Origin of the sequence: Arthrobacter pascens (genome assembly GCF_030815585.1) — a bacterium.
GTDB lineage: Bacteria > Actinomycetota > Actinomycetes > Actinomycetales > Micrococcaceae > Arthrobacter > Arthrobacter pascens_A.
Window position 1 is genome coordinate 1,542,396 of the sequence record NZ_JAUSWY010000001.1, and the last position, 24,201, is coordinate 1,566,596.

The window sequence follows — 24,201 nt, forward strand, 5'->3', positions numbered from 1 at the left end:
TGTTCCGCAGGAAGTGCGGAACCATTGCACACACGTTGCACAAAAATGAATTGGAGTTTTGATGTCAGCACACATCGGTGTCACCGGCCTAGCGGTGATGGGCGCCAACCTGGCCCGCAACCTGGCCCGGAACGGCTTCACCGTCGCCCTTCACAACAGGTCGGTAGAGAAGACTGACGCACTGCTCGAGAAGCACGGCACGGACGGCGACTTTGTCCGGACCGAAACCCTCCAGGAACTGGTTGATTCCCTCGAGAAGCCGCGACGCGTGCTGATCATGGTCAAGGCTGGCAAGCCGGTTGACTCGGTCATTGAGCAGCTCGAACCGCTGCTGGAAGCCGGCGACATCATCATCGACGCCGGCAACTCACACTATGAGGACACCCGCCGCCGGGAGGCCGCGCTGGCGAAGAAGGACCTGCACTTCGTCGGCATCGGTGTGTCCGGCGGCGAAGAAGGAGCCCTCAACGGCCCGTCCATCATGCCGGGCGGCTCCAGGGAGTCCTACGACGCACTGGGTCCGCTGCTCGAGAAGATCGCCGCGAACGTTGACGGCCAGCCCTGCTGCGCCTGGATCGGAACCGACGGCGCTGGCCACTTCGTCAAGATGGTCCACAACGGCATCGAGTACGCCGACATGCAGGTCATCGGTGAAGCCTTTGATCTCCTCCGCTCCGGCGCGGGCATCGAGCCGGCTGAGCAGTCCAAGATCTTCGCTGAGTGGAACAAGGGCGATCTGGCCTCGTTCCTGATCGAGATTTCCGCCGAAGTCCTGGGCCATGTGGACGCCAAGACCGGCAAGCCGTTCGTTGACGTGGTAGTTGACGCCGCAGGCCAGAAGGGTACCGGGCGCTGGACGGTCATCTCAGCCCTCGAGCTGGGTTCGCCCACCTCGGGTATCGCCGAGTCCGTGTTCGCGCGGGCGCTGTCCTCCCAGGCAGAGCAGCGCAGGCTCGCCCAGGATCTGCTCGCCGGCGAGGAAATCATCGTGGACGTTCCCGAAACGTTCGTTGAAGACGTCCGCCAGGCACTGTATGCGTCCAAGCTGGTTTCCTACGCGCAGGGCCTGGACATGCTGACCTCCGCGGCCACGGAATACAACTGGGACCTGAAGCTGGACGAGATTGCCTCCCTGTGGCGCGGCGGCTGCATTATCCGTGCGGAGCTCCTCAAGGAAATCACCAAGGCCTACGCGGCGGAGGACAAGCCGGCCAACCTGCTGTTCGCCCCGGCATTCACCAAGGCCATCGCCGAGGTCCTCCCGGCCTGGCGCCGCGTGGTCTCCACCGCTGTACAGCTGGGCATCCCCGTGCCCGTGTTCTCATCCTCGCTGGCCTACTACGACGGCCTGCGCCGCAAGCGCCTGCCGGCCGCTGTGATCCAGGGCCAGCGTGACCTCTTCGGTGCCCACACGTACGGCCGCATCGACGCCGAGGGCACGTTCCACACCCTGTGGGGCGAGGACAAGTCCGAAATTGAAGCCGTAGACACCCACTAAGGCTCAGCTCCACGAAGCCGCAACACCGGCGGCCGGCACTTCCCGGATACTCTGGGAACTGCCGGCCGTTGGCGTTCCCGGATACTCTGGGAACTGCCGGCCGTTGGCGTTCCCGGATACTCTGGGAACTGCCGGCCGTTGGCGTTCCCGGCTACTGCGGTGCCCGTCCAGCGAGGAGTCCAGCATGCCTAAGCCAGTGGCGTTCGTCACCGGAGCATCCACCGGAATCGGCTTCGAAGCAGCTAAGCAACTTAACGGCCACGGGTTTGTGGTCTATGCCGGGGCACGCCTGGTGGAAAAGATGGAACCGCTGAAGGCGACTGGTACCACGCCACAAAGTCCCCTGTTGAGGGGATGAGTGATGCCCTTCGGCTGGAGCTGAAGCCCCACGGCATCAGCGTATCCATCATCGAACCCGCCAGCACGCAGACGGAATGGGGAGCGATAGCCGCCGAGGGGCTGATGGCCAGCAGCGGGTACGGCCCGTACGGTGCCCAGGCACGGCAGATGGCTGCAGTGCTCGCCTCCACGGACCGGCTGGAGACGTCAACCCGCCCGGAAGTGATCGCTGAAGCGGTAGTGCATGCGGCGATGGCTGCGCGTCCCCGGACCCGCTATCCGGTGGGCAGGGGAGCGGCAGCCATCATGGGCCTCAGGCGTCTGCTGCCGGACCGCTATTTTGATGCCGTCGTCACGGCCGTGCTCAACCGCGTGGCAAGGTAAGGCTCAGATCCGGTATTCGATGTCGTACTCGGCCGGGTCAACTGCCGGCTTGGTCTCACGCTGGGAATCGCGGTGGCGCCATTTGGCGGGAACGCCGGTGACGATGGATTCCGGCGGAGCGTCCTTCACCACAACGGCATTGGCGCCCACGGCACTGTCCCGGCCGATGGTGATGGGGCCAAGGATCTTGGCGCCTGCGCCGATGGTCACGCGGTCCTCGATGGTGGGGTGGCGCTTGACCTTCGCCAGCGAGCGTCCGCCAAGGGTCACCCCGTGGTAAATCATGACGTCCTCGCCGATTTCTGCCGTCTCACCGATTACCACACCCATGCCGTGGTCGATAAAGAAGCGCCGGCCGATGGTGGCGCCGGGGTGGATTTCTATCCCTGTCAGGAACCGGCCAAGCTGGGAAACGAGCCGCGCCGGAAAGCGCAGGACAGGGTTTTGCCACAGCCGGTGCGTCAGCCGGTGGATCCAGATGGCGTGCAGCCCTGAATAGGCGAAAAAGTTCTCAAAAGAACCTCGAGCCGCCGGGTCGTGGGACCGGGCGGCATCGAGGTCTTCCTTAAGTCTTGCGAAAAAGCCCACAAAGATCTTTCTACAGGAAACGGAAGGGCGGCGGACTAGTCAGCCGCGGATATCGTCATAGAGCACGGTGGAGATGTAACGCTCGCCAAAGTCGCACACGACCGCCACAATCAGCTTGCCAGCGTTCTCCGGGCGCTTGGCCAGCTCCAGCGCGCCCCAGACGATGGCGCCCGAGGAGATGCCGCCCAGGATGCCTTCGCGGACGCCCAGGTCACGGGCGACGGCCACAGAGTCCTCGAGGGTTGCGTCCAGCACCTCGTCATAGACGTTGGTGTCCAGGATCTCCGGAACGAAGTTGGCGCCTATGCCCTGGATCTTGTGGGGCCCCGGAGCGCCGCCGTTCAGGATCGCGGAGTCCTTCGGCTCCACTGCCACGATCTGGACGTCGGGGTTGCGCTCCTTCAGGAACTGTCCGACGCCGGTGATGGTACCGCCGGTGCCGACGCCGGACACAAAGATGTCCACCTTGCCGTCGGTGTCCTTCCAGATTTCCTCCGCCGTAGTCTCGCGGTGGATCCTCGGGTTGGCCTCGTTGGCGAACTGCTGGGCCCAGATGGAATTCTCCGTATTGGCCACGATTTCCTGGGCCTTGTCCACGGCGCCGCGCATGCCTTCCGACCCCGGGGTCAGGACGATCTCGGCGCCAAACGCGCGCAGCATAACCCGGCGTTCGGTGGACATGGTCTCCGGCATGGTGAGGATGACCTTGTACCCGCGGGCCGCGCCGACCATGGCCAGCGCGATGCCCGTGTTGCCCGAGGTTCCTTCAACAATGGTGCCGCCGGGCTTAAGGGCGCCGGACTTCTCCGCTGCGTCGACGATGGCGACGCCGATGCGGTCCTTGACGCTGTTGGCCGGGTTGTAGAACTCAAGCTTGACGGCCACGGTGGCGTCCAGACCCTCGGTCAGCCGGTTCAGGCGGACCAGCGGGGTGCCGCCGATCAGCTGCGTTACATCGTCATAGATCCGTGCCATGTACATACGCCTATCTCTGAAGAGTGAATACTGAGGTCAGCCTAACGATGGCGGCTCACCGGCTGCTAAGCATTAAGCCACGCAGAGTAATATTTCCTCGCCTTGGCAAGCTTGGGATTGATGATCACCTGGCAGTAACCCTGCTCGGGGTACTTGGCGTAGTAGTTCTGGTGGAAATCCTCCGCCACGTGGAACCGCGGCAGCCGGCTGACTTCGGTCACGATCGGATGCGCCCACAGCGCCTGGTTCCGTTCAATCGCTTCCTCGAAGAGAATCTTCTCCTCAGTGGTCTCGTAGAACATGGACGAGCGGTATTGCGTGCCGACGTCGTATCCCTGCCGGTTAAGCGTGGTGGGATCGTGCAGGGCGAAGAACATGTCCAGGATGACCTCGGCAGGAATGACATCCTCGTCAAAGGTGACCGCCACCACTTCGGCGTGCCCGGTGGTTCCATTGCAGACGGAGTAGTAGTCCGGCTGCGGATCATGGCCGCCCGTGTAGCCCGAAACCACGGTACTGACGCCTTTGGTGATCTGGTAGACGGCGTCAAGGCACCAGAAGCAGCCTCCGCCAAGAACAAATGTTTTCATGATCTCTTTAATGGTTGCCTGCCCGGGATGATTCCCTGACCACCTTACGAGACTGTGACACATGCGGGCCAGGCGGCTGAATGGGGTAAAACTGAGACTATGGAACCTGTAGACACCGGCGTTACAGCTGCGGATGGGCAGACCGGCGACGCCCACACTGGGGAAAGTGCGGCTGCGGACAAGCCGGACGCTCCCACTTTGGGCCAACTGCTGCTCGCGGTGGAGGAACTCTGGCCTGAGTCACTGGCGGAGAACTGGGACGAGGTGGGACTCGTGGCCGGCCATCCGTCGGCACCCGTCACCCGGGTGATGTTCGCCGTGGACCCCACGCTGGAGGTCATTGAGGAAGCCGTCGAATGGGGCGCCGAGCTGCTTATCACCCACCACCCCCTGCTCCTGAAAGGCGTCACTTCCGTTGCGGCGACCACCGCCAAAGGCAAGGCCATCCACCGGCTTATCGAGTCCGGTACCGCACTGCTGACTGTTCATACGAATGGTGATTCCGCCGTCGGGGGCGTTTCTGATGTCCTCGCGGACGCCCTGGGCCTCGAGGATGTGGCGCCCTTAACGGCGGCCACCAACGGACTGCCGGAGGAGGGGATCGGGCGCGTCGGGGAGCTTGCCGAGGTGATGAGCCTGGGAAACTTCGCCGCACGGGTCTTCGGCATCCTTCCGTCCGTGGCCGGGGGAGTCCGGGTGTCCGGGGACAAGGACGGCCTGGTTCGCCGCGTTGCGGTGTGCGGCGGGTCAGGTGACTCGCTGTTCGACGAGGTGCGGGCCAGCAACGCTGACGTGTATGTCACGGCGGACCTCCGGCACCATCCGGCGTCCGAGGCCAGGGAAGCGGCGGTGAATGACCGGCCCTACCTTATTGATGTCTCGCACTTCGCCAGCGAGTGGCTGTGGCTGCCTGCCGCCGCCTCGGCTCTGGGCAACGTCCTGGCCGACCAGGGCCATGACGTGGAGATCCAGGTAAGCAACACCAACAGCGATCCGTGGGACTTCATTCTGACTCCGGGCGGGGACTAGAGTCTATAGAGCGCCGGCACGGTGCCCGGTTCCGGCCGGAAGGATCAAACGGAGGTAACAGTGGCTAAGGCAGCACCGGCGGAACAGTTGAAGTTGCTCGAACTGCAGGGGCTGGATGCCAAGCTGAAGTCCCTGTCCAACCGCCGCCGCGCCCTTGAATCGGATCCACGGATCGAGGACCTGCAGTCCGCGCTCTCCGTGGCCAACGGGGAACTCGGTTCCGCGAAGATGGCCGTCCATGATGCCGAAGCCGAACTGAAGCGTGCAGAGGCCGACGTGGAACAGGTCGCGTCCCGCATCGAACGCGACGAAGCACGGCTCAACAGCGGAACGGGACTCTCCAAGGACCTGGTGGCCCTGCAGAAGGATCTTGCTTCGCTCAACAAGCGGCGTTCCGACCTTGAGGACATCGAGCTTGAAGTGATGGAACGGCTCGACTCGCTCCGCGCCAAGCAGGCGGCTCAGCAGCTGATCGTGGACGACGTCCAGGGTTCGTTCGGCGTCATCCGCGCCGAACTCGACGAGGCCCTGGCCGAAGTGGAAGCAGAAGCCACTGTGGTCCGGGGCAGGCGCGCGGAGTTCGCGTCCGGGCTCGACGCCGGGATGCTGGCCCTGTATGAAAAAACGCTGGCCAAGCGCGGTGTGGGCGCCGCCCGGCTGTTCCACGGAACATCTGAGGCGTCCGGAATGAAGCTGAGCCCGGGAGACCTTGCGGAAATCAGGGCAGCCGCAGAGGACGACGTTGTCTTCTGCCCGGATTCCGGTTGCATCCTGGTGCGCTCCGCGGAATGGAACTGAACGCTTCCCCAACTAGGTAGCAGTCAACGTCGTGAAAATCGCGAATGAGGACGTTAAATGCGAGCTAGATGGGCAGGATGATGTTCAGGGCGTGGGCTTTCCTCGCTGAACCGTCCACGAGCTCTGCATCCCATTTCTCCCGGGCCGCCTTCAACAGCTGGACTGGCGTGCGTGGCGCGCTGCCGCGACGGACCAGCAGGTGCCTCGCCAGCTCGCCGCGGGTGTGCTTGGCGAAGTGGCTGACTACTTTGCGCACTCCGTCCACCTCGGTGAAAACGTTGACGGCAACAGTGCGCTCTGCGGGCGGTGCCCACGCAGCCGCGTACGTGCTGGACCGGCAGTCCACCAGCAGTTGTCCGGACGTCGCCGCAGTCAGGGCCACCGAGAGCTGCGGTTTCCAGAACGAGGCGAGGCGGCCGACGTCGGGAAGTGACGTCCCCATCGACAGCCGGTAGGCGGGCACCCGGTCGGCAAAACGAAGGGCACCCCACAGGGCAGAAATCACCAACACCGAGTCGTCCGCCTTGCGACGCTGCGCCGGCGTCAGGCTCCTGTAGCCCAGCGCGTCATAAAGAACGCCCGAATAAATCTGGTGGGCAGGAGCCGCCGGTTCGGCGTGCAGCCGGGTGTTGCGTTCGACGTCGCCCTTCAGTGAGGCGCCCACGCCCAGCAGGGCGAGGGCGTCTTCATGGGCGCTCACCGTCCCCAGGGCCTCCAGGACTTTCGCCCGGTAGCTGTTGAGAGCCGGGAAGCTTAGGGACGGCCAGTCGACGGCGGATCCGGCGTCCGCGGGGGTCTTGCCTTCGGAAGGGGGGAGCAGAATCAGCACCGTACGATCTTACCGGTGCCCGGCGCGGAGCCCGGTGCGGGGCTTCGGGGCCCAGCAGCTTATGCGGCCTTGACGGGCGGCTTGCCGGTGGATGCGGATGCCGCCTGGCTCTCGCGGGCCAGGAAGGCGGAGAGCTCGCCGATGGTGCTCATCAGCGGGGCCGGGAAGACGACCGTTGTGTTTCTGTCCACCCCGATTTCGACGAGGGACTGCAGGTTCCTCAGCTGCAGGGCCAGGGGGTGGGCCATCATAGTGTCGGACGCGTCTCCGAGGGCGGCCGCTGAAATGGCCTCGCCTTCGGCGGCGATAATCTTCGCGCGCTTCTCGCGTTCGGCTTCGGCCTGGCGGGCCATGGCGCGCTTCATGCTGTCCGGGAGCTGGATGTCCTTCAGCTCCACCAGTGTCACGGCGATGCCCCACTCGAGCGTCAGCGCGTCGAGGATCTCCCGGATGTCCGTGTTGATCCGCTCTGTCTCCGACAGCGTCTGGTCAAGGCTGTGGCGGCCCACCACTTTGCGCAGCGTGGTCTGGGCGATCTGGTTGATTGCGGTCGCGACGTTCTCAATCGCCACGACGGATTTCACGGCATCGACAACCCGGTAATATGCCACGGCGGAAATGTCCACGCTGACGTTGTCCTTGGTGATGATGCCCTGCGATTGGATGGGCATGGTGACGATCCGCAGGCTGACGAGCGGAAGCCGGTCGATCACGGGAATGATGAATCGCAGTCCCGGCATTCTGACGCCGATGACCCTACCCAGCCTGAACAGCACACCCTGCTCGTACTGTCGAACGATCCGGATGGACATCCTCGCTGCGATGAGCAGCAGGACCACGAGGACGATCAGAATGATGATGCTGGTGGGGTCCATCAGGATCCCCTCCTTACTAAGAGTTGAGCCCTACTTAAATTGTCCCACCGTGCCCCGTGGCGGAGTCCAGGGAAGTGGCGGCGGAGCAGACCAGGGCGGCGAGCCCGTAGAATGGATGCCGGATGGGTTGACCAGGCGGCCGCGCGTCACGCAAGTGGCTCGAGGAACGTCCGGGCTCCGCAGAGCAGGGTGGTGGGTAACGCCCACTCGGGGTAACCCGCAGGCCAGTGCCACAGAGAACAGACCGCCTGGCGGCGTGTGCTTGCACGCGTTTCGACCAGGTAAGGGTGAAACGGTGGTGTAAGAGACCACCAGCTTCCCGGGTGACCGGGAAGGCTAGGTAAACCCCACCCGGAGCAAGGCCAGACAGGGCACGATTGAGGGCTGCTCGCCCGAGTGCCCGGGTAGGCCGCTGGAGGGCGTCGGCAACGGCGTCCGTAGATGGATGGCCGCCACTCCTGCGCTGGCAACGGCGCGGGAGCACAGAACCCGGCGTATCGGTCAACCCATCCACCCGCCCGGTGCCGTTCCCAATACTGTCGCGCCCGCATTTCGGGAAGGCCGGCTTGTGTATGACAGTCCATGTGAGTGATTTCACGCCGTTCAGTGCCATTGGACAGTCCCGGCCAACTTAGAATGGATCACGGACGTAGGCGTTCTTCCGCCGGAGCTGCGTTCGCAGCCGGCGGTTTTTCCTTGCACACGATCCAGGCACCCGGGGTGGACCGAACCCCGCCGGTGCCGGTGCCCCTGGACATAATCAGGTGGCCGACATCCGCATACGAGGACGTATGCGGCTGAACCGAGGAAGGTAGTTCTGTGAGCCAGACGTCAGATTCTTGTCTTGATACGTGGATGGGCCGGGAGGCCCTCGCCGAGGCCATGATTCCGGTGATCGGCCGGCTGTACCGCGAAAACAACGTGGTGACCAGCATCCACGGCCGCAGCCTGATCAACAAGTCCACCATGAACATCCTCAAGGCGCACCGCTTCGCCCGCCGCATGAGCAAGGACGAACTGCTCCTGGAGGAAACCGCACCGCTGCTCAACACGCTCACGGGTCTTGAACTCGGCGCTGCCGCCATCGACATCGCCCGCCTCAACCAGAAGTACAAGGAAGAGGCCGACGGCGCCACCCTGGAGGAATTCCTCCGCGTTGAGCTGGCCGAGATAGTGGGCAAGCGCGGCGGCGACGACCGCACCAGCACCGACGTCGTGCTGTACGGTTTTGGCCGCATCGGCCGCCTGCTGGCACGCCTCCTCATCGAAAAGGCTGGCGGCGGCCACGGCCTGCGGCTGCGCGCCATTGTGGTGCGGCGCGGTTCGGACAAGGACCTGTCCAAGCGCGCCAGCCTCCTGCGCCGCGACTCCGTGCACGGCTCCTTCGAGGGAACCATCCGGGTGGACGAGGCAGCCGACACCATCACCGCCAATGGCGTCCAGGTTCAGGTCATCTACTCGGACAACCCCGCCACAATCGACTACACCGCCTTTGGCATCCACAATGCCCTGGTGGTGGACAACACCGGCCGCTGGCGTGACGCTGAAGGGCTTTCCCAGCACCTGCAGAGCAAGGGCGTCTCCCGTGTTCTCCTCACTGCTCCCGGGAAGGGCGATCTGAAGAACATCGTGCACGGCATCAACCACGGAACCATCCTGGATTCGGACCGGATCGTCTCCGCAGCCTCCTGCACAACCAACGCCATCACGCCGGTCCTGAAGGCCATCAACGACAAGTTCGGCGTGGTCCACGGCCATGTGGAGACCGTCCACTCCTTCACCAATGACCAGAACCTGATCGACAACTTCCACAAGGGCGACCGGCGTGGCCGTTCCGCCGCGCTGAACATGGTGATCACCGAGACCGGTGCGGCCAAGGCTGTAGCAAAGGCCCTGCCCGAACTCCTGGGCAAGCTCACCGGCAGTTCCATCCGCGTCCCCACTCCGGACGTCTCGCTGGCGATCCTGAACCTGAGCCTTGAGCAGGGGACCACCAAGGAAGAAATCAACGACTACCTGCGTGAGATGTCGCTGCACTCGGAGATGCGCAAGCAGATCGACTACATCGATTCCCCCGAGGTTGTCTCCACGGACTTCGTCGGCTCGCGCCGTGCGGGCATCATTGACGGCCTAGCCACCATCTCCAATGAGAAGAACCTGGTTCTCTACGTCTGGTACGATAACGAGTTCGGATACAGCTGCCAGGTGGTCCGGGTCATGGAGGAAATGGCCGGCGTCAACCCGCCGTCATTCCCCGCCAAGGAAACCGCCGCAGCCCTGGCAGCAATCGCCGTCTAGCGCGGGAGGCCAACAGTTCTTGGCACTTTCCCGGCTGATTCACTGGAATCAGCCGGGAAACCGGACCACACTGGGGGCATGGACAACGAATCTACCCTCCAGCACGAAACAACGCTCGAACACGCCCTGGACCTTGCAAAGGCCAACCACAAGGAAGCCGTACGGCTCCTCGAAAAGGCCCGGGCGGCGCACAGCGCAGGGGATGTCGGCGACGACCGTGTGCGCCAGCTTGAAGGACTCCTGCAACTGGCAGAGGAAGATCTCCGGAGAGTGATCCGGGAACAGTAATAACGGCATCCTCCGGGATGCACCCTCCCTCCACAGTGTGGATATCCAGGCGGGTGTCGGTGGGGTGGCCTAGGCTCTTCTGGTGCACTATGTTTCCGGAAGGGCAGGACGCCCATGACCGTCAGTTGGTCCGCCTACCGCCGCGCCCGCCGCCGTTCCAGGCAGGCCTGGGCCGTGCTGCTGCTGTTGGCTGCTTCCGTGGTGGGCTCTGCCGTTTGGTTTTTTACGGCCGGCCAGTTCGCGGCAGCGGAACCGGCCATTGCCGGGCCAAGCTCGGCTCCGGTTTTCGATGGTACCTGGATGAAGCCCGTGACGCCGGTACATCCCGTGCCCCGGGGCTCCGCGGAGGCGGCCCTGGAGGAGCTGCCGGTCAAGGGGCGTGCACCGAAGGACAACTATGACCGCGAGGCCTTCGGACAGGCCTGGCAGGACGTCGACCGGAACGGCTGCGACACCCGCAACGACATCCTGCGCCGGGACCTGACGGCCGTGGCCTTTGCCAAGGGTTCACAGTGCAAGGTGGTGGCGGGGGCGTTCCAAGAACCGTACACCGGCAAAATGATGGACTTCCACCGAGGACCGGAGAGCAGCAAGGAAGTTCAGATTGATCACGTTGTGGCGCTTGGTGACGCGTGGCAGAAGGGCGCCCAGCAGCTGACACCGCAGCAGCGCCAAAGCCTGGCGAACGATCCCCTGAACCTCATCGCCGCTGACGGTCCCGCCAACCAGCAGAAGAGCGCAGGGGACGCAGCCACCTGGCTGCCGAAGAACAAGGCGATCCGCTGCCATTATGTGGCACGGCAGATTTCGGTTAAGACTGCCTACGGGCTGTGGGTGACCCAGGCGGAAAAGGACGCCATGAAGCACGTCCTGGACTCCTGCCCGGACCAGGCCACCATCACTGCGGGCTGATCCCCGGGCGGGCGCTCCGCTGGCCTGGCCTGAGGCAAACCAGGGGCACTAGTGGCCGAAGGGATCCGGGTCCACGCCGGGCATCCAGGTCAGCCCAGGAACACCCCAGCCGCTTTTCTTGGCCTGCTTCATGGCTTTGCGCGCATAGCGGTCCAGGAGGCGGTTGACGTACAGCTTGCCGTCCAGATGGTCGTATTCATGCTGGATCACCCGCGCGAACCAGCCTGTCGCCTCAAATTCGACCGGCTTGCCGAAGCCGTCAAAGCCCTGCACCCTCGCCCACTCGGCGCGCTTGAGCGGATATGTGCCGCCGGGAAATGACAGGCAGCCTTCTTCTTCCTCGTCGGGGTCGGGGAGTGCGCCCGAGATTTTGGACAAGGTAAGAACCGGGTTGACCAGGACGCCACTTGGCGGAGCGTCGTCGTCGTTGGCGAATTTGTAGATGAAGATCCTCTTGCCCACGCCCACCTGCGGCGCGGCAAGGCCCACGCCGTTGGCGGCGTCGTTCGTTTCAAACATGTCGGCAATCAGGGTGCGCAGTTCGTCGTCGAACACTTCCACCTCGGCGGCGCGGCGGTGGAGCACCGGTTCTCCCCAGATCGTGATCGGCAGAACTGTCATGGCAGGTGACCCTTCGTGCGTGCGGCGTGACGCCGCCATTTGTGCAAAAAAGAAGGCCGCACCGGATATCCGGTACGGCCTCCAGGCGAACGGCTGCTGCTGCCGCCCTGTGAGGGTGAGCTACGGGGGTTGAACCCGCGACCTCCTGGACCACAACCAGGCGCTCTGCCAACTGAGCTAAGCCCACCATGTGCCGTTCAGATCTTCCGGCCAACCGGCTGTCTGGAAAGGCAACTCAAATAGCTTACCTGCTGTTCGGGGATGGTTTTGCCACTTTTATGGTTTTTGTCGAAATTTCCCGTAATGGTGGTGCAGATTACTTCTCCAAGAGCCCCGCCGAGGTTCCGGGGGCAGCTTCACTGCCGGATTCGTCGGGATCGCCGGCTCCGATGCCAGCGGCGATGCGCTTGGAGATCCGCTGGGCAGTTGCGCTGTCGGGACCCGGTGCCGGGACAAAAACGGCCTCACGGTAGTAGCGCAGCTCGTCGATGGAATCCTTGATATCCCCGAGCGCGCGGTGTCCGCCTTTTTTGGCCGGCGACTGGAAGTAGGCCCGGGCGTACCAGCGGCGTGAGAGTTCCTTGATGGTGCTTACATCGATGACCCGGTAGTGGAGGTGCTCCACCACGGCCGGCATGTCCCGGGAGAGGAACACGCGGTCGGTTCCCACCGAGTTCCCGCCCAGGGGTGCCTTGCGGGGGTCCGGAACCCACTTCTCGATGTACGCCATGACGACGGCCTCGGCCTCGGCCATGGTCTTTCCGAGCGGCAGTTCGGTCAGCAGCCCGGACCGGGTGTGCATGTCCCTGACGAAGTCGTTCATCTGGGCAAGGGCGGCGTCGTCGGGTCGGATCACCACGTCCACGCCGTCCCCGAGAATGTTGAGCTCCGAGTCTGTCACCAGGGCCGCCACCTCGATCAGGGCGTCGTTCTTGATGTCCAGGCCGGTCATTTCGCAGTCGATCCAGACGATGCGTTCGTTAGATATAGGCACCGGACCAGCCTACCGTTTCGCTCCGGCGCAGCGGTCCGATGCTAGGATTTCGGGTACACGGCGGTGACTCTTCCGCCGCTGTATTATGCCTTGGCCGGCCTGCGCGGCCCGCCGGGCGGAAGCGCGCAACGCAAGAGATTGGACGATCCTGAGATGACGGCGCCTGTGCCTGCAACGGGGGAGATGGCCGCCGACACTATCCCGGCGACTGCTGCGGCCGAGGTGGACAACGCCCGGTCGCCACTCATCGCCGGGTTTATCGGCTCGGTCTTTATGATGATCGGATCCCTGGGCGTGGGCTGGCTGGCGCCCGTCTCCGAACTCCGGAGGATGCCGCTTTTTATCTGGATGCGTACCGAGGCCTTCGGGGTTGCCCTGTCCATCGTTCTGCTGGCCATCGGCGGCATGCTCCTGGTCCGCGCCTGGCTCCGCCTAGGCCAACGCGTCCGGGTCTGGGGACTTCAGGCACGCCGGGCAACGCTGCAGGCCGTTGTGGCGTGGGGGCTGCCCATGATGTTCACCGTCCCGCTGTTCAGCCGGGACGTGTATGCGTATATCGGGCAGGGCCGGCTGATGGTGGAGGGCTTCAACCCCTACGAGAATGGCATCTCGGCGCTGTCCAACTACTTCCAGCTTGGCGCGGACAAGATGTGGACAGAGGCACCCGTCCCTTACGGCCAGCTCTTCCTATGGATAGAGCAGTTCATCGTCTGGTCCACCAACGTTCAACCAGAAGCCAGCGTGATGCTGTTCCGGCTCGCTGCAGTGATCGGCATTGTGCTCTGCATCGTCTATGTCCCCAAACTGGCGGACCTCCATGGGGTCAACCCACACCGGGCCCTCTGGCTCACGGCGGCCAACCCGCTGTTCCTCACCAACTTCATCGCCAGCGTCCACAACGACGCCCTCATGATTGGCCTCGCCCTGGCTGGCCTGTATTACTGCGCCACAAGGCGTGTTGTGCTGGGCATCGTCCTGGTCACGCTGTCCATCTCGGTCAAACCCATCACCATCGTTTTCCTGCCGTTCATCGGGCTCCTCTGGGCCGGAAAGGACGCCAGCTGGCCCCGGAAATTCCTGTTCTGGGGTCTCACCGCCGGCCTGAGCCTGGCGTTGCTTTTCGCCATGAGCAGGGTCAACGGGTTTGGGTTCGGCTGGATCAACGGGCTGTCGGCCCCCGGAAGTATCTGGATCTGGTACGCCCCTGTGGGGCTTATGGGGCTGGTGGTTGCCTCCATCGCCAATGCCTTCGGCCTGGACGGCTGGGGACTCGCCAAGTGGGTGTACGACGCCGGCAAGCTGCTTGCCGTGGGCATCATCGCCTGGCAGATCTTCAGAGGTGACCATGACCGCCTTATGCGGCGCCTGACACTGGGATTCGCCGCCGTGGTCCTGCTGGCCCCGATGATCCAGTCCTGGTACGTGGTGTGGCTGATCCCGCTGTTTGCCGTGACGGGTATCCGCGACGACTGGCAGGTCAAGGCGCTCTACTTCATCGTGTCCTTTTTTATGGTGTACGCCATCTCGGACCAGCTGGAGGTCTTTCCGTATCTGCAGACGGAAGACCTGGGCCTCGCGCTGGCGCTGGCGCGCAACGGCGCGGCCATCATCGCGTTGATGTTCGCCCTGTACCTGATCTTCCTGGATCCACGCACCAAGCAGCTGTTCAGCAAACCGGATCAGCCGGTCACCACCCGCCCCGTCATCTAGCGCAGCGGTTCCAGGTTCCGCAGCGCTTCCCGGCGGGACAATGGACTGAGCTGTTCACCGTGCATGGCCACGAACTGCCTGACCCAGTCCGGGTCGGTCTTTCCGTATTCCCGCAGGGACCACCCGATGGCCTTCCGGATGAAGAACTCCTGATCCGCCATGTTCGCTTCGATCACGTCGCGCAGCAGTTTTGGGTCCGTGCCGGCCTTCGCCTTCAGCTGGGCAGTGACGGAGGCCCGCCTGATCCAGAAGTCTTCGTCCCTGCTCCACCGGCGCAGCAGGGCCGTCATCATGGGGCGGTGGGCCTGCAGCAGGGCGCAGAGCCGGTCCCCAACACCGTCAACGAAGTCCCACCAGGCTCCGCTCCGGATGATTTCCTCGTAGACCGGCAGCATCAGCGGCTCACGGGCGGCCAGCGGGAGGCCGGTGAGGTCGATCGCGGCGTAACGCTCTTCCCTCCATGCTGCCTGGCGCCACAGTTCCAGCGCCGTGGACTGCAAGTGTTCCAGCGATTCGAACGGATAGGCTGCGGCGGCGGCCGCAGTCAGCCTGCGGACGTCGGGAACCCTGACCCCCAGGGAGGGGATGGACGATTTCATGTACGCCTGAACTCCGGCAGCACGTGCCGGATCCGCACGCTCCTCCAGCGCCCTTCGGATCGCCGCCAGCAGCTCACCGTTAACCACTGTGTCCACCATGCTGCAACTCTAGCCAGGCCTGCCTGGCGATCGAAGGGATCGAAGGGCCACGCGTGCACCCCCGGCGCCTCCGCCCTAGAGTGGGAGCAGGCAAACCGGCGGTCCGCCGCCAGAGACTGCGGAGGTCACGGCAAATGTCAATGATCAAGAGCCCGGATCAGATCGCCCTCATGCGTGAGGCAGGACGCGTGGTGGCGAACACCCTCACCGCCGTCCGCGACGCGGCCGGCGTCGGCGTCTCACTTCGCGAACTGGACAGCCTCGCTGCTGAGACCATCGCAGGGGCAGGGGCCCGGCCCGCATTCCTGGACTACCATCCGCGCTGGGCCGCGGTCCCGTTTCCGGGGGTCATTTGTACCAGCGTGAACGACGCCGTGGTGCACGGGATCCCCGACGGATACAAACTCCAGGACGGGGATCTCCTGAGCGTGGACTGCGGCGCTTTCGTAGACGGCTGGTGCGGTGACGCCGCCATCAGCTTCGTTGTGGGTACAGCCGATCCCGCGGACCAGGCCCTCATCGATGCCACGGATGCCGCATTGGCCCGCGGCATTGAGGCGGCCCGGATCGGCAACAAAATGGGGGATCTCGCCTACGCCATTGGCGGCGCGGCGCGCAGGGCGGGCTATGGCCTGCTGGCCGACCACGGCGGCCACGGAATCGGCCGCACCATGCATGCAGAACCGCCGGTGCCCAACGACGGCCGGCCCGGGCGCGGGATCAAGCTCACCGAGGGGCTGGTCATAGCCATTGAGCCCATGCTCATCCTGGGCGGCAAGGATGACTACTACCACGACGACGACGAGTGGACCCTCCGCTCAGCAAACGGCCGCCGAGCGGCGCACAGCGAGCACACTGTGGCCATCACGGCCAACGGCCCGGTGATCCTGACCCTTCCGTAGGCCTCTCCGCCGTCCGGACAACCCCCGACAGGACGATGCGCTATTCTGGTTAGCGCTAACAACTGCGGGATACACAGAGGATCCACACGATGTCAGGTACGGAACACAACATTGAATTCGGGCCGTATTCGGCCATTATTACCGCCCGGGGCGGAGCGCTGCGCGAACTCCGGCACCAAGGCCGGGACCTTGTGGTCAGCTTCGCAGCCGAGGGAGCGATCCCGGACTACCGCGGCGTTATCTGCGCACCGTGGCCCAACCGCCTCGCTGACGGCAGGTACAGCTACGCAGGGCGGTCCTATCAGGCCGCCATCAATGAGCCGGAGCGCGGCGCCGCGCTCCACGGCCTGGTCACCGCCGCTGAGTGGGAGCTGCGGGAGAAATCGGGCCATTCCGTTACGCTCGGCTGCAGCGTGGAAGCCAGTGGCGCGTATCCGGCTGGGCTGGAGCTGACCGTCACGTACAGCCTCGACGCTGACGGGCTGCACAGCGCGGTCCGGACACTGAATGCCGGAACCGGTCCAGCCCCGTACGGGATCTGCCCGCACCCCTACCTGGTGGCCGGTCCGTCACCGCTGGATGAATGGACATTGGAATTGCCGGCGGAGGAGTTCATGGCCGTTTCCGCCGACAGGCTCCTCCCTCAGGGCATGCGCCGCGTGGACGGCCACGAGTTCGACTTCCGTGCCGCCCGTCCCCTGGGCGCCGTCAGGATCGACCATGCCTTCACCGGAATCATCCGGGGCCAGGACGGACGTGCCGCCGTCCGCGTCCTGGATCCCGCGGGAACGGGAGTGGAGCTTGAGTGGGACAGCAGCTGGCCATGGGTGCAGGTGCACACCGCAGACAAGCCAACGGGCAAGGACCGGCTGGGCCTGGCGGTGGAGCCCATGACGTGCCCGCCGGACGCGTTCAACTCCGGGACCGACCTTGTCCACCTGCACCCCGGGGAATCGCATCGGGCCGGCTGGACCATCCGGGCCCTCAGCTAGTTCTCCTGACGGGGTTCCCTCAGGTGGAGCCGGAAGCCCCGTCGAGCCTCAGGCGCATGACGGCCCGTCCGGGGACGGCGGCGCTGACCACGCGGAATCCAGCCCGCAGGAACAGGTTAACGGTGCCGTGATACAGGTCAGCCGACCCCGCTTTTGGCCGCTGCGAGGGGTCAACAGGGTAGCCCTCAAGGACCGTCGCACCGTTAAGCCGGGCGTGCTCGACGGCGGCCTGCAGCAGCGTGTCTGCCACACCGCTGCGGCGGTGTCCGGCAGCCACAACGAAGCAGGTCACGGACCACAAGTCTCCCGGGCTGCCGGCTTCGGCCCCTTCAGCGGTTTCCGTGCCGGCGTTTTTAGTATGGGAGTCCGGCTCTGCCCGCCTGAGCACCTGTGAACGGAGAACGCGCGGGTAGCACGACCGCGGCTCCACCGCGCACCAGCCCACGGGTTCACCATCACGAAAGGCAATGACACCAGGCGAGGGGGAGCCGCCGTCGAACCTCTCCTTCAACTTTGCCTTGCGGGCTGTGGGATCCAATGCAGAGTACTGCGGGCCCGTCAGGGCGAAGTACCTGCACCAGCAGCGCGACGGATCTCCCCGCACTCCAAAGAGCTGCTCTACATCGCTCCATTCAGCGGCGGCGGTGGCCAGGTGCCCGGCTGGCTGGTCTTTCATGCGTAAAGGCTAGTCCCTCGTGGCGGTGTTTTACATGGCAAACGCGTTCCCGCTACTGTGGACTGCGATCCCGTACCATCCCCGCTTCCTCCTGATGGGGGCTGCTGCAACGGAAAGAACGTCGATGACTCTTGGACAGCACACCGATCTGGCGGACTGGAACAGGTCTGCCCTCACCCCGGGCATCTGTTCGGTGACATTGCGCCAATGTGGCATCGATGAAGTGGTGGACGCCGTTGCCGAGGCAGGGCTGGCCGGCATCGAGTGGGGTACGGATGTGCACATCCGCGATGAGTCTTCGGCGGATGAGGCGCGGGAGGCCACTGCGGCGTCAGGCTTGGAAGTGCTGTCATTGGGTTCGTACTATCGCGCGGGCAGTTTCGCCGATTTTTCCGCACTCGCTGATCTTGCCGTTCGCCTTGGCGCGCCCAGGATCAGGGTCTGGGCCGGTGAGCAGGGCTCGGCCGGGGCCGGCACCGATGTATGGGACGCAGTGGTCCAGGACGCCCGGCGGATAGCAGGGCTGGCCGCCGATCGCGCACTGGAAGTCGCCTTCGAATACCACGGCGGCACCCTCACGGATACGCCGGACAGCACACTTCAGTTGGTGAAGCAGGTGGACCGGGGCAACGTCAGTACGTATTGGCAGCCGGCACTGGGGCTCTCCGACCAGGCGGCGCTTGCGTCCCTTCACGCGGTGCTTCCGTACGTTTCCGGAGTGCACTGCTTCTCCTGGTGGCCGGAGCAGGAGCGCCTGCCCCTCAGCGGGCGGAAGCAGCTCTGGCAGTCAGTGGCCGATATCCTGCGTGAAGAAGGCCGGCCCCTGGACATGATGCTCGAGTTCGTTTCTGGCGACCTTCCGGCGAACGTCAGCCGGGATGCTGAGTTCCTGAATCACATCGCGCTGGGTGAGGACTGAATCCACCCCGTCCTCGCAAGCCAGTTGGCGCACAAGGATGTCCATTGGTCCGGCCCCGGATCTTCCTCGGCAAGGCCAAGGCCATGGCGCCCGTGCGGAAAGACGTGGAGTTCTGCCGGAACGCCGGCCCGGACCAGTGCGCCCGCGTAAGCAAAGCTGTGGTGGGCCGGCACCGAGGCGTCGTCGGCCGTGTGCCAAATAAACGCCGGGGGAGTGGAGGCGGTGACCTGGAGGTCCGCGGACACCGCGTGGAGCAGAGTTTCCGACGGCGACGCGCCAAGGAGGTTGTCCACACTTCCCTGATGGACCGCTTCCTTGTAGGAGACCACCGGGTAGCAAAGCACCGTCAGGTCCGGCACGGCCGCCCGAACATCCAGGGTGTCATCTCCCGTGGCGGCCGCCGTCGACAGCGTCGCGGCGAGATGCCCACCGGCGGAAAAGCCCAGGACTCCCACCCTTGCGCCGTCCACGGCAACGCCGTGGCTGCCGCTGCGGATCCGCAGGAGTGCCTCCTTGGCATCCTCCAGCGGCGCCGGATGGCGGTGCGGGGCAACCCGGTACCGCAACACATAGGCGTGGATTCCCAGGGATGCGAGCCATTCCGCCACGGGCTCGGCCTCATGACCGGCCTGGCCGGCATAGCCTCCGCCTGGGAGGACAAGCATGGCGGGTCTGGGACCGGCATCGCCGGCGTGGGCGGGGACGGACGTCAGCGACATGGATACCATCCTCAGGCGGCCGTCTCGGTGCTGCGCCTGAGCGTGACCTTGCCGGTGATAGCTGAAGGGGGTCCGTCATCGCCTGTTCCGGCACCGGGCCCGGCACCAGAGGCGCTGCGGGTAGCCAGCCTGCCAATTTCCTCCAGGGGAAGGTGCACGGTGGACAGGGCAGGTCGGAAATCCCGCAGTGTCTCAATGTCGTCGAAGCCTGCGATGCTCGCGTCCCGGGGTATCCGCAGCCCCTCGGAGCGCAGTGCCGCCGCGGCTCCGATGGCCATGACGTCGTTCACCGCAAAGATGCAGATCCGTTTACTGCTGCCGGCCGCAGTACCGCCGTCTTCCGAGCGGGAAGCCTTGATCCCGGCAGCCAGGGCAAGCCCTGCCTCATAGCCGCCGGACCGGTTAAAGGCGCTCCGGAGGACTTCCGCGGCCGGGCGTCCTGCCTTCCCCAGCCCCCGCTGGAATCCGCGGATCCGGTCGTCGGACGTGAAAAGTCCCTCAGGGCCGCCGATGATGACAAAATCATCATCGAGTGATGCAGCCAGCTCAACGGCGAGGCTCGCGGCCAGTTCTTCGTTCGGTACCGGCAGCACGTGGTAACCGTCAGCTGCAGTGGCGCCGACCACCGGATGGCCCACTACTCCCACCTGTCCACCGTTGCGGCAGTACCTGTCCAGTTCGGCGGCCAGATCAGCGTTGCCTTCCTGGTCCTCGGAGCGGGAGGAGCGCGAACCCGCAATCACGATCGAATCCGCCCTGCGGGCGGCGAAGGCGGCCACGGCTTCCTTTTCGTCGGCCGGAGCGCCTTCGGTTGTGGCCAGCAGCACCATCTTCCGTTGTTCCCGGGCAGCCTCCTGGACTCCGCGGGCAATGGCGGCGAAGTATGGATCGGCGATGTCGTGGACAATCAATCCGATCAGGCCCGAGCTCGACTTTGCGAGGCCCTGTGCCTGCGCATTCGGAATATAACCGAGGGAATCCGCTGCCTGCCGCACCCTGTCTGCTATGTCCTTGCCCGGCTTCCGGGCGGAGCCGTTGAGGACGCGGGAAGCAGTGGCGGGCGAAACGCCGGCCAGCCGTGCCACTTCGGTGAGGGTACTTGCAGCCACGGCATCTCCTGTTCCTGGATAGTGATGGTTCCGTCTTTGCGCGCAATCCGCGTTGACCACATTATGGCAGTTTGACGATCTTTACGGAAAGCGCTTGCCAATTCTGCCTCCGCAGGTGCATTATTGGAGCAGTGGGAATGCGCTTTCCCGAATCAGCTTGAGTAACACTGCTCACTCACCGTGGAGGACACATGGGTTTCGAAACAAGGACCATCCGCATCGCCATGAACGGCATCACCGGCAGGATGGGCTACCGCCAGCACCTGCTGCGCTCCATCCTTCCCATCCGTGACGCCGGCGGCTTCACGCTGGAGGACGGCACCAGGGTTCAGGTTGAACCAATCCTCGTGGGCCGCAACGAAGCCAAGATCCGCGAGCTCGCCGAGCTGCACAAGGTGGCCGAGTGGACCACCGACCTCGATTCCGTGATTAACGACCCCACTGTCGATATCATCTTCGATGCCTCCATGACCAGCCTCCGTGCCGCCACCCTCAGGAAGGCCATGCTGGCCGGCAAGCATATCTTCACTGAGAAGCCCACGGCAGAAACCCTTGAGGAGGCCATCGAACTTGCCCGCATCGGCAAGGAAGCAGGAGTCACCGCCGGGGTTGTGCACGACAAGCTGTATCTCCCCGGCCTGGTTAAGCTGCGCCGCCTCGTTGATGAAGGTTTTTTTGGCCGCATCCTCTCCATCCGCGGCGAATTCGGCTACTGGGTCTTCGAAGGCGACGTGCAGGCGGCGCAGCGCCCGTCCTGGAACTACCGCAAGGAAGACGGTGGCGGAATGACCACGGACATGTTCTGCCACTGGAACTACGTCCTGGAAGGCATCATCGGCAAGGTCAAGAGCGTCAGCGCCAAGACCGCCACCCACATCCCGGCCCGCTGGGACGAGGCAGGCAAGGAATACAAGGCCACCGCCGACGACGCCTCCTACGGTATCTTCGAACTCGAAACCCCGGCGGGCGAGCCGGTCATCGGCCAGATCAACTCCTCCTGGGCAGTCCGCGTCTACCGCGACGAACTCGTGGAATTCCAGATCGACGGCACCCACGGCTCCGCCGTAGCAGGCCTCAACAAGTGTGTTGCCCAGCAGCGCGCCCATACCCCCAAGCCGGTCTGGAACCCGGACCTGCCGGTCACGGAATCCTTCCGCAGCCAGTGGCAGGAAGTCCCCGCGAACGCGGACCTGGACAACGGCTTCAAGTTGCAGTGGGAAGAGTTCCTCCGCGACGTTGTGGCCGGCCGCGAACACCGCTTCGGCCTGCTCTCGGCCGCCCGCGGAGTCCAGCTCGCCGAGCTTGGCCTGCAGTCCAACGACGAGCGCCGCACCATCGACATCCCGGAGATCACGCTCTGATGACGTCCCTGATCCTTCCCTCGAACGACGGCGGAACACGGGAGTACCGCTTGCAGGGCGGCACCTCCTGGGCCCGCCCCTCCGGCCCGCTCACCTCCCGACGCGCCTACGCCGCTGCGCACGTGATTCCCGAGGTCCTGGCAGATAATACGCCGGGCGCCCCTGCCCGCCTCGACTGGGATGCCACCATGGCGTACCGGCACGAACTGTGGTCCTACGGGCTTGGCGTTGCCGATGCAATGGACACCGCCCAGCGCGGCATGGGTCTGGACTGGGCCGCCACTCAGCAGCTGATCAAGCGCACCGGGGTCGAGGCCGCCTCGGTGGTCTCGTCCGGAAGCGCGGCCACGGCCGGCAAATCCGTCCGCGATCTCGTGTCCTGCGGAGCCGGCACGGACCAGCTGGACATCGATGCGCTGCCGGCTGGCGAAGCCGGGCTGGCTGCCGTCCTTGACGCCTACCGTGAGCAGATAGCCGTCGTCAGTGAGGCTGGGCCGAAGGTCATCCTGATGGCCTCACGCGCTTTGGCGAAGGTTGCCTCAGGTCCGGAAGACTACCTCAGCGTCTACTCCACGCTGCTCCAGGAAGTCGACCAGCCGGTCATCCTGCATTGGCTTGGCACCATGTTCGACCCCGCCCTGGCGGGATACTGGGGCAACGATGACGTGGCAGCAGCCACCGAAACGTTCCTGGGCCTGATCCGGGAGAACGCGGAGAAGGTGGACGGCGTGAAGGTCTCTCTCCTGGATGCCAGCCACGAAGTGGCCCTCCGGGCGGCCCTGCCGGAAGGAGTCCGCCTCTACACGGGCGACGACTTCAACTACCCGGAGCTCATGGAGGGCGACGGCACCCACCACTCTGACGCCCTGCTGGGGATCTTTGCCGCGATCTATCCGGCCGCTTCGTCCGCCCTGCAGAGCTACGACGCCGGCGACGCCGTCAAGGCCCGTGCCATCCTCGATTCAACGCGGGAACTGGGCAAGCACATCTTCAGTGCACCCACGTTTTACTACAAAACCGGAATCGCCTTTATGTCCTGGCTCAACGGCAAGCAGCCCGGTTTTCAGATGGTGGGCGGACTGCACTCCGGCCGCTCGGTCTGCCACTTGGCCAAGACCTTCGAACTCGCCGACCAGGCGGGACTGCTCAAGGATCCCGCCCTGGCCGCCTTCCGGATGTCCGATTACCTGCGCATTAACGGAGTGGGCGTATGAGCGACCTGTCACGATTGGCACTGAACAGCGCCACCACCAAGAAGTGGACGCTGGCCGAGGCCGTAGAGGGTTGCGTCCGCGCAGGAATACCGGCGATCGGTCCGTGGCGCGACCGTGTCGAGGAGGCCGGCCTGGACAAGGCGGCCAAGCTAATCAGGGACGCCGGCCTGCGCGTTTCCTCGCTCTGCCGCGGAGGGTTCCTGACCGCGGCGGACGCCGAGGGCCAGGCCGCCGCGCTGGCAGACAACCGCGCTGCCATCCTGGAGGCCGTGGCACTCGACACTCGGGAACTGTTCCTGGTGGTCGGCGGGCTGGCTCCGGGGGAGAAAGACGTGGTGGCGGCCCGCCAGCGTGTTGCCGACCGACTCGCAGACCTCGTGCCGTTCGCCTCCGAAAACGGCGTGCGGCTGGTGCTGGAGCCGCTGCACCCGATGTACGCCGCCGACCGCGCCCTCATCTCCACCCTGGGCCAGGCCCTGGACCTCGCGGCGCCATACGACGCCAAAGCCGTGGGCGTCGCCGTCGATACCTTCCATGTCTGGTGGGATCCGGATCTGAAGGCGCAGATCGAACGCGCCGGCCGGGAAAGCCGGATTGCGTCCTACCAGGTCTGCGACTTCAACATGCCCATTGCCGCGGATCCCCTGCTGTCCCGGGGCTTCATGGGCGATGGCGTCATCGACTTCGCGACCATCGGTACCTGGGTGCGGGATGCGGGATACACCGGCGACATCGAGGTTGAAATCTTCAATCAGGAGATCTGGGACGCCGATGGCGACAGCGTCCTGGAGACCGTCAAGGCACGCTACACGGAACTCGTGTTGCCGTACGCGTGACCTGATTCAGACCGCGGGCCCCTGTTGACGTCACGGCAGGGGCCCGC

26 protein-coding genes, 1 tRNA gene and 1 other RNA gene are annotated in these 24,201 nt (G+C 64.7%); 16 read left to right on the top strand and 12 right to left on the bottom strand.

The features are described from left to right. Positions 1-61: 61 nt before the first annotated feature. The 3 genes from gndA to QFZ30_RS07185 all read left to right on the top strand — a co-directional run bounded on the left by gndA (position 62) and on the right by QFZ30_RS07185 (position 2,221). Positions 62-1,498, top strand: a complete 1,437-nt coding sequence (gene gndA, locus QFZ30_RS07175) for an NADP-dependent phosphogluconate dehydrogenase (RefSeq protein WP_307074787.1) — start codon at positions 62-64, stop codon at positions 1,496-1,498. Positions 1,499-1,682: 184 nt separating this feature from the next. Further along, on the top strand, positions 1,683-1,856 hold the full coding sequence (locus QFZ30_RS07180; protein WP_307074789.1) for a hypothetical protein: 174 nt from the start codon (positions 1,683-1,685) through the stop codon (positions 1,854-1,856). Beyond that, positions 1,853-2,221 (top strand): hypothetical protein, encoded by a 369-nt coding sequence (locus QFZ30_RS07185; protein WP_307074790.1) that lies wholly within the window; start codon positions 1,853-1,855, stop codon positions 2,219-2,221. Before QFZ30_RS07180 ends, QFZ30_RS07185 begins: the two co-directional genes overlap by 4 nt. A 3-nt stretch (positions 2,222-2,224) precedes the next feature. On the opposite strand, the gene epsC is transcribed toward QFZ30_RS07185, so the two are convergent. The 3 genes from epsC to msrA all read right to left on the bottom strand — a co-directional run bounded on the left by epsC (position 2,225) and on the right by msrA (position 4,374). Next, a complete protein-coding gene (gene epsC, locus QFZ30_RS07190) occupies positions 2,225-2,809 on the bottom strand; it encodes a serine O-acetyltransferase EpsC (protein ID WP_307074792.1) in 585 nt (194 codons plus the stop codon). Between the two features lie 39 nt (positions 2,810-2,848). Then, positions 2,849-3,784, bottom strand: coding sequence for a cysteine synthase A (gene cysK, locus QFZ30_RS07195; RefSeq protein WP_307074794.1), 936 nt, complete (start codon positions 3,782-3,784; stop codon positions 2,849-2,851). 65 nt (positions 3,785-3,849) lie between these two features. Continuing rightward, positions 3,850-4,374 carry a peptide-methionine (S)-S-oxide reductase MsrA gene (gene msrA, locus QFZ30_RS07200; RefSeq protein WP_307074795.1) on the bottom strand — a complete coding sequence of 175 codons (525 nt, stop codon included), beginning with the start codon at positions 4,372-4,374 and terminating at the stop codon, positions 3,850-3,852. A 99-nt stretch (positions 4,375-4,473) separates the two neighbouring features. Between msrA and QFZ30_RS07205 the strand changes: the two genes are divergently transcribed. Then, the gene (locus QFZ30_RS07205; protein ID WP_307074798.1) at positions 4,474-5,403 is read left to right on the top strand and encodes a Nif3-like dinuclear metal center hexameric protein; all 930 of its coding nucleotides are present in this window, start codon (positions 4,474-4,476) and stop codon (positions 5,401-5,403) included. A gap of 60 nt (positions 5,404-5,463) precedes the next feature. After that, on the top strand, positions 5,464-6,201 hold the full coding sequence (locus QFZ30_RS07210; RefSeq protein WP_307074799.1) for a zinc ribbon domain-containing protein: 738 nt from the start codon (positions 5,464-5,466) through the stop codon (positions 6,199-6,201). Positions 6,202-6,265: 64 nt separating this feature from the next. Here the strand turns inward: QFZ30_RS07210 and QFZ30_RS07215 are convergent, their stop codons facing one another. Together QFZ30_RS07215 and QFZ30_RS07220 are read right to left on the bottom strand one after the other, a co-directional pair. Then, positions 6,266-7,030, bottom strand: a complete 765-nt coding sequence (locus QFZ30_RS07215; RefSeq protein ID WP_307074800.1) for a YaaA family protein — start codon at positions 7,028-7,030, stop codon at positions 6,266-6,268. 59 nt (positions 7,031-7,089) lie between these two features. Next, positions 7,090-7,905, bottom strand: coding sequence for a slipin family protein (locus QFZ30_RS07220; protein WP_307074802.1), 816 nt, complete (start codon positions 7,903-7,905; stop codon positions 7,090-7,092). A gap of 123 nt (positions 7,906-8,028) precedes the next feature. Between QFZ30_RS07220 and rnpB the strand changes: the two genes are divergently transcribed. From rnpB to QFZ30_RS07240, 4 genes are all read left to right on the top strand, one after another. Further along, positions 8,029-8,418: RNase P RNA component class A (gene rnpB / locus QFZ30_RS07225), an RNA gene on the top strand. Between the two features lie 306 nt (positions 8,419-8,724). Further along, positions 8,725-10,203 (top strand): glyceraldehyde-3-phosphate dehydrogenase, encoded by a 1,479-nt coding sequence (locus QFZ30_RS07230; protein WP_307074803.1) that lies wholly within the window; start codon positions 8,725-8,727, stop codon positions 10,201-10,203. A gap of 78 nt (positions 10,204-10,281) precedes the next feature. Further along, entirely contained in the window at positions 10,282-10,491 is a 210-nt protein-coding gene (locus QFZ30_RS07235; RefSeq protein WP_307074805.1) for a hypothetical protein, read from the top strand. Positions 10,492-10,605: 114 nt separating this feature from the next. Beyond that, positions 10,606-11,403 (top strand): HNH endonuclease family protein, encoded by a 798-nt coding sequence (locus QFZ30_RS07240; protein ID WP_307074807.1) that lies wholly within the window; start codon positions 10,606-10,608, stop codon positions 11,401-11,403. A 48-nt stretch (positions 11,404-11,451) separates the two neighbouring features. Here the strand turns inward: QFZ30_RS07240 and def are convergent, their stop codons facing one another. The 3 genes from def to orn all read right to left on the bottom strand — a co-directional run bounded on the left by def (position 11,452) and on the right by orn (position 13,018). Then, entirely contained in the window at positions 11,452-12,024 is a 573-nt protein-coding gene (gene def, locus QFZ30_RS07245) for a peptide deformylase (protein ID WP_307074809.1), read from the bottom strand. A 114-nt stretch (positions 12,025-12,138) separates the two neighbouring features. Further along, positions 12,139-12,211: transfer RNA gene (locus tag QFZ30_RS07250), tRNA-His, on the bottom strand. 129 nt (positions 12,212-12,340) lie between these two features. Further along, the gene (gene orn, locus QFZ30_RS07255) at positions 12,341-13,018 is read right to left on the bottom strand and encodes an oligoribonuclease (protein WP_373462820.1); all 678 of its coding nucleotides are present in this window, start codon (positions 13,016-13,018) and stop codon (positions 12,341-12,343) included. 153 nt (positions 13,019-13,171) lie between these two features. Between orn and mptB the strand changes: the two genes are divergently transcribed. Then, the gene (gene mptB / locus QFZ30_RS07260; protein WP_307074811.1) at positions 13,172-14,728 is read left to right on the top strand and encodes a polyprenol phosphomannose-dependent alpha 1,6 mannosyltransferase MptB; all 1,557 of its coding nucleotides are present in this window, start codon (positions 13,172-13,174) and stop codon (positions 14,726-14,728) included. On the opposite strand, the gene QFZ30_RS07265 is transcribed toward mptB, so the two are convergent. Further along, the gene (locus QFZ30_RS07265; RefSeq protein WP_307074813.1) at positions 14,725-15,426 is read right to left on the bottom strand and encodes a DNA alkylation repair protein; all 702 of its coding nucleotides are present in this window, start codon (positions 15,424-15,426) and stop codon (positions 14,725-14,727) included. The two genes, mptB and QFZ30_RS07265, sit on opposite strands and share 4 nt — an antisense overlap. Before the next feature lie 134 nt (positions 15,427-15,560). Between QFZ30_RS07265 and map the strand changes: the two genes are divergently transcribed. Further along, entirely contained in the window at positions 15,561-16,328 is a 768-nt protein-coding gene (gene map / locus QFZ30_RS07270; protein WP_307074815.1) for a type I methionyl aminopeptidase, read from the top strand. An 89-nt stretch (positions 16,329-16,417) separates the two neighbouring features. After that, the gene (locus tag QFZ30_RS07275; protein ID WP_307074817.1) at positions 16,418-17,320 is read left to right on the top strand and encodes an aldose 1-epimerase family protein; all 903 of its coding nucleotides are present in this window, start codon (positions 16,418-16,420) and stop codon (positions 17,318-17,320) included. A gap of 19 nt (positions 17,321-17,339) precedes the next feature. Here QFZ30_RS07275 and QFZ30_RS07280 read toward each other — a convergent pair whose 3' ends face one another. After that, on the bottom strand, positions 17,340-17,996 hold the full coding sequence (locus QFZ30_RS07280) for a GNAT family N-acetyltransferase (RefSeq protein ID WP_307074819.1): 657 nt from the start codon (positions 17,994-17,996) through the stop codon (positions 17,340-17,342). Positions 17,997-18,120: 124 nt separating this feature from the next. Between QFZ30_RS07280 and QFZ30_RS07285 the strand changes: the two genes are divergently transcribed. After that, positions 18,121-18,915, top strand: coding sequence for a sugar phosphate isomerase/epimerase family protein (locus tag QFZ30_RS07285; protein WP_307074821.1), 795 nt, complete (start codon positions 18,121-18,123; stop codon positions 18,913-18,915). Here QFZ30_RS07285 and QFZ30_RS07290 read toward each other — a convergent pair. Continuing rightward, positions 18,891-19,643, bottom strand: a complete 753-nt coding sequence (locus QFZ30_RS07290; RefSeq protein WP_307074823.1) for an alpha/beta hydrolase — start codon at positions 19,641-19,643, stop codon at positions 18,891-18,893. The two genes, QFZ30_RS07285 and QFZ30_RS07290, sit on opposite strands and share 25 nt — an antisense overlap. A 2-nt stretch (positions 19,644-19,645) precedes the next feature. Next, positions 19,646-20,743: a LacI family DNA-binding transcriptional regulator gene (locus tag QFZ30_RS07295; protein ID WP_307074825.1), complete on the bottom strand. Its 1,098-nt coding sequence runs from the start codon at positions 20,741-20,743 to the stop codon at positions 19,646-19,648. Positions 20,744-20,934: 191 nt separating this feature from the next. Between QFZ30_RS07295 and QFZ30_RS07300 the strand changes: the two genes are divergently transcribed. Genes QFZ30_RS07300 through QFZ30_RS07310 form a run of 3 tightly spaced genes read left to right on the top strand, consistent with a single transcriptional unit; the run spans position 20,935 to position 24,154 of the window. Beyond that, entirely contained in the window at positions 20,935-22,104 is a 1,170-nt protein-coding gene (locus tag QFZ30_RS07300; RefSeq protein ID WP_307074827.1) for a Gfo/Idh/MocA family protein, read from the top strand. Then, complete coding sequence (locus QFZ30_RS07305) at positions 22,104-23,318, top strand: dihydrodipicolinate synthase family protein (RefSeq protein ID WP_307074829.1); 1,215 nt, start codon at positions 22,104-22,106, stop codon at positions 23,316-23,318. The genes QFZ30_RS07300 and QFZ30_RS07305 overlap by 1 nt, the downstream gene beginning before the upstream one ends. Next, a complete protein-coding gene (locus tag QFZ30_RS07310) occupies positions 23,315-24,154 on the top strand; it encodes a sugar phosphate isomerase/epimerase family protein (RefSeq protein ID WP_307074831.1) in 840 nt (279 codons plus the stop codon). The genes QFZ30_RS07305 and QFZ30_RS07310 overlap by 4 nt, the downstream gene beginning before the upstream one ends. Positions 24,155-24,201: the final 47 nt, after the last annotated feature.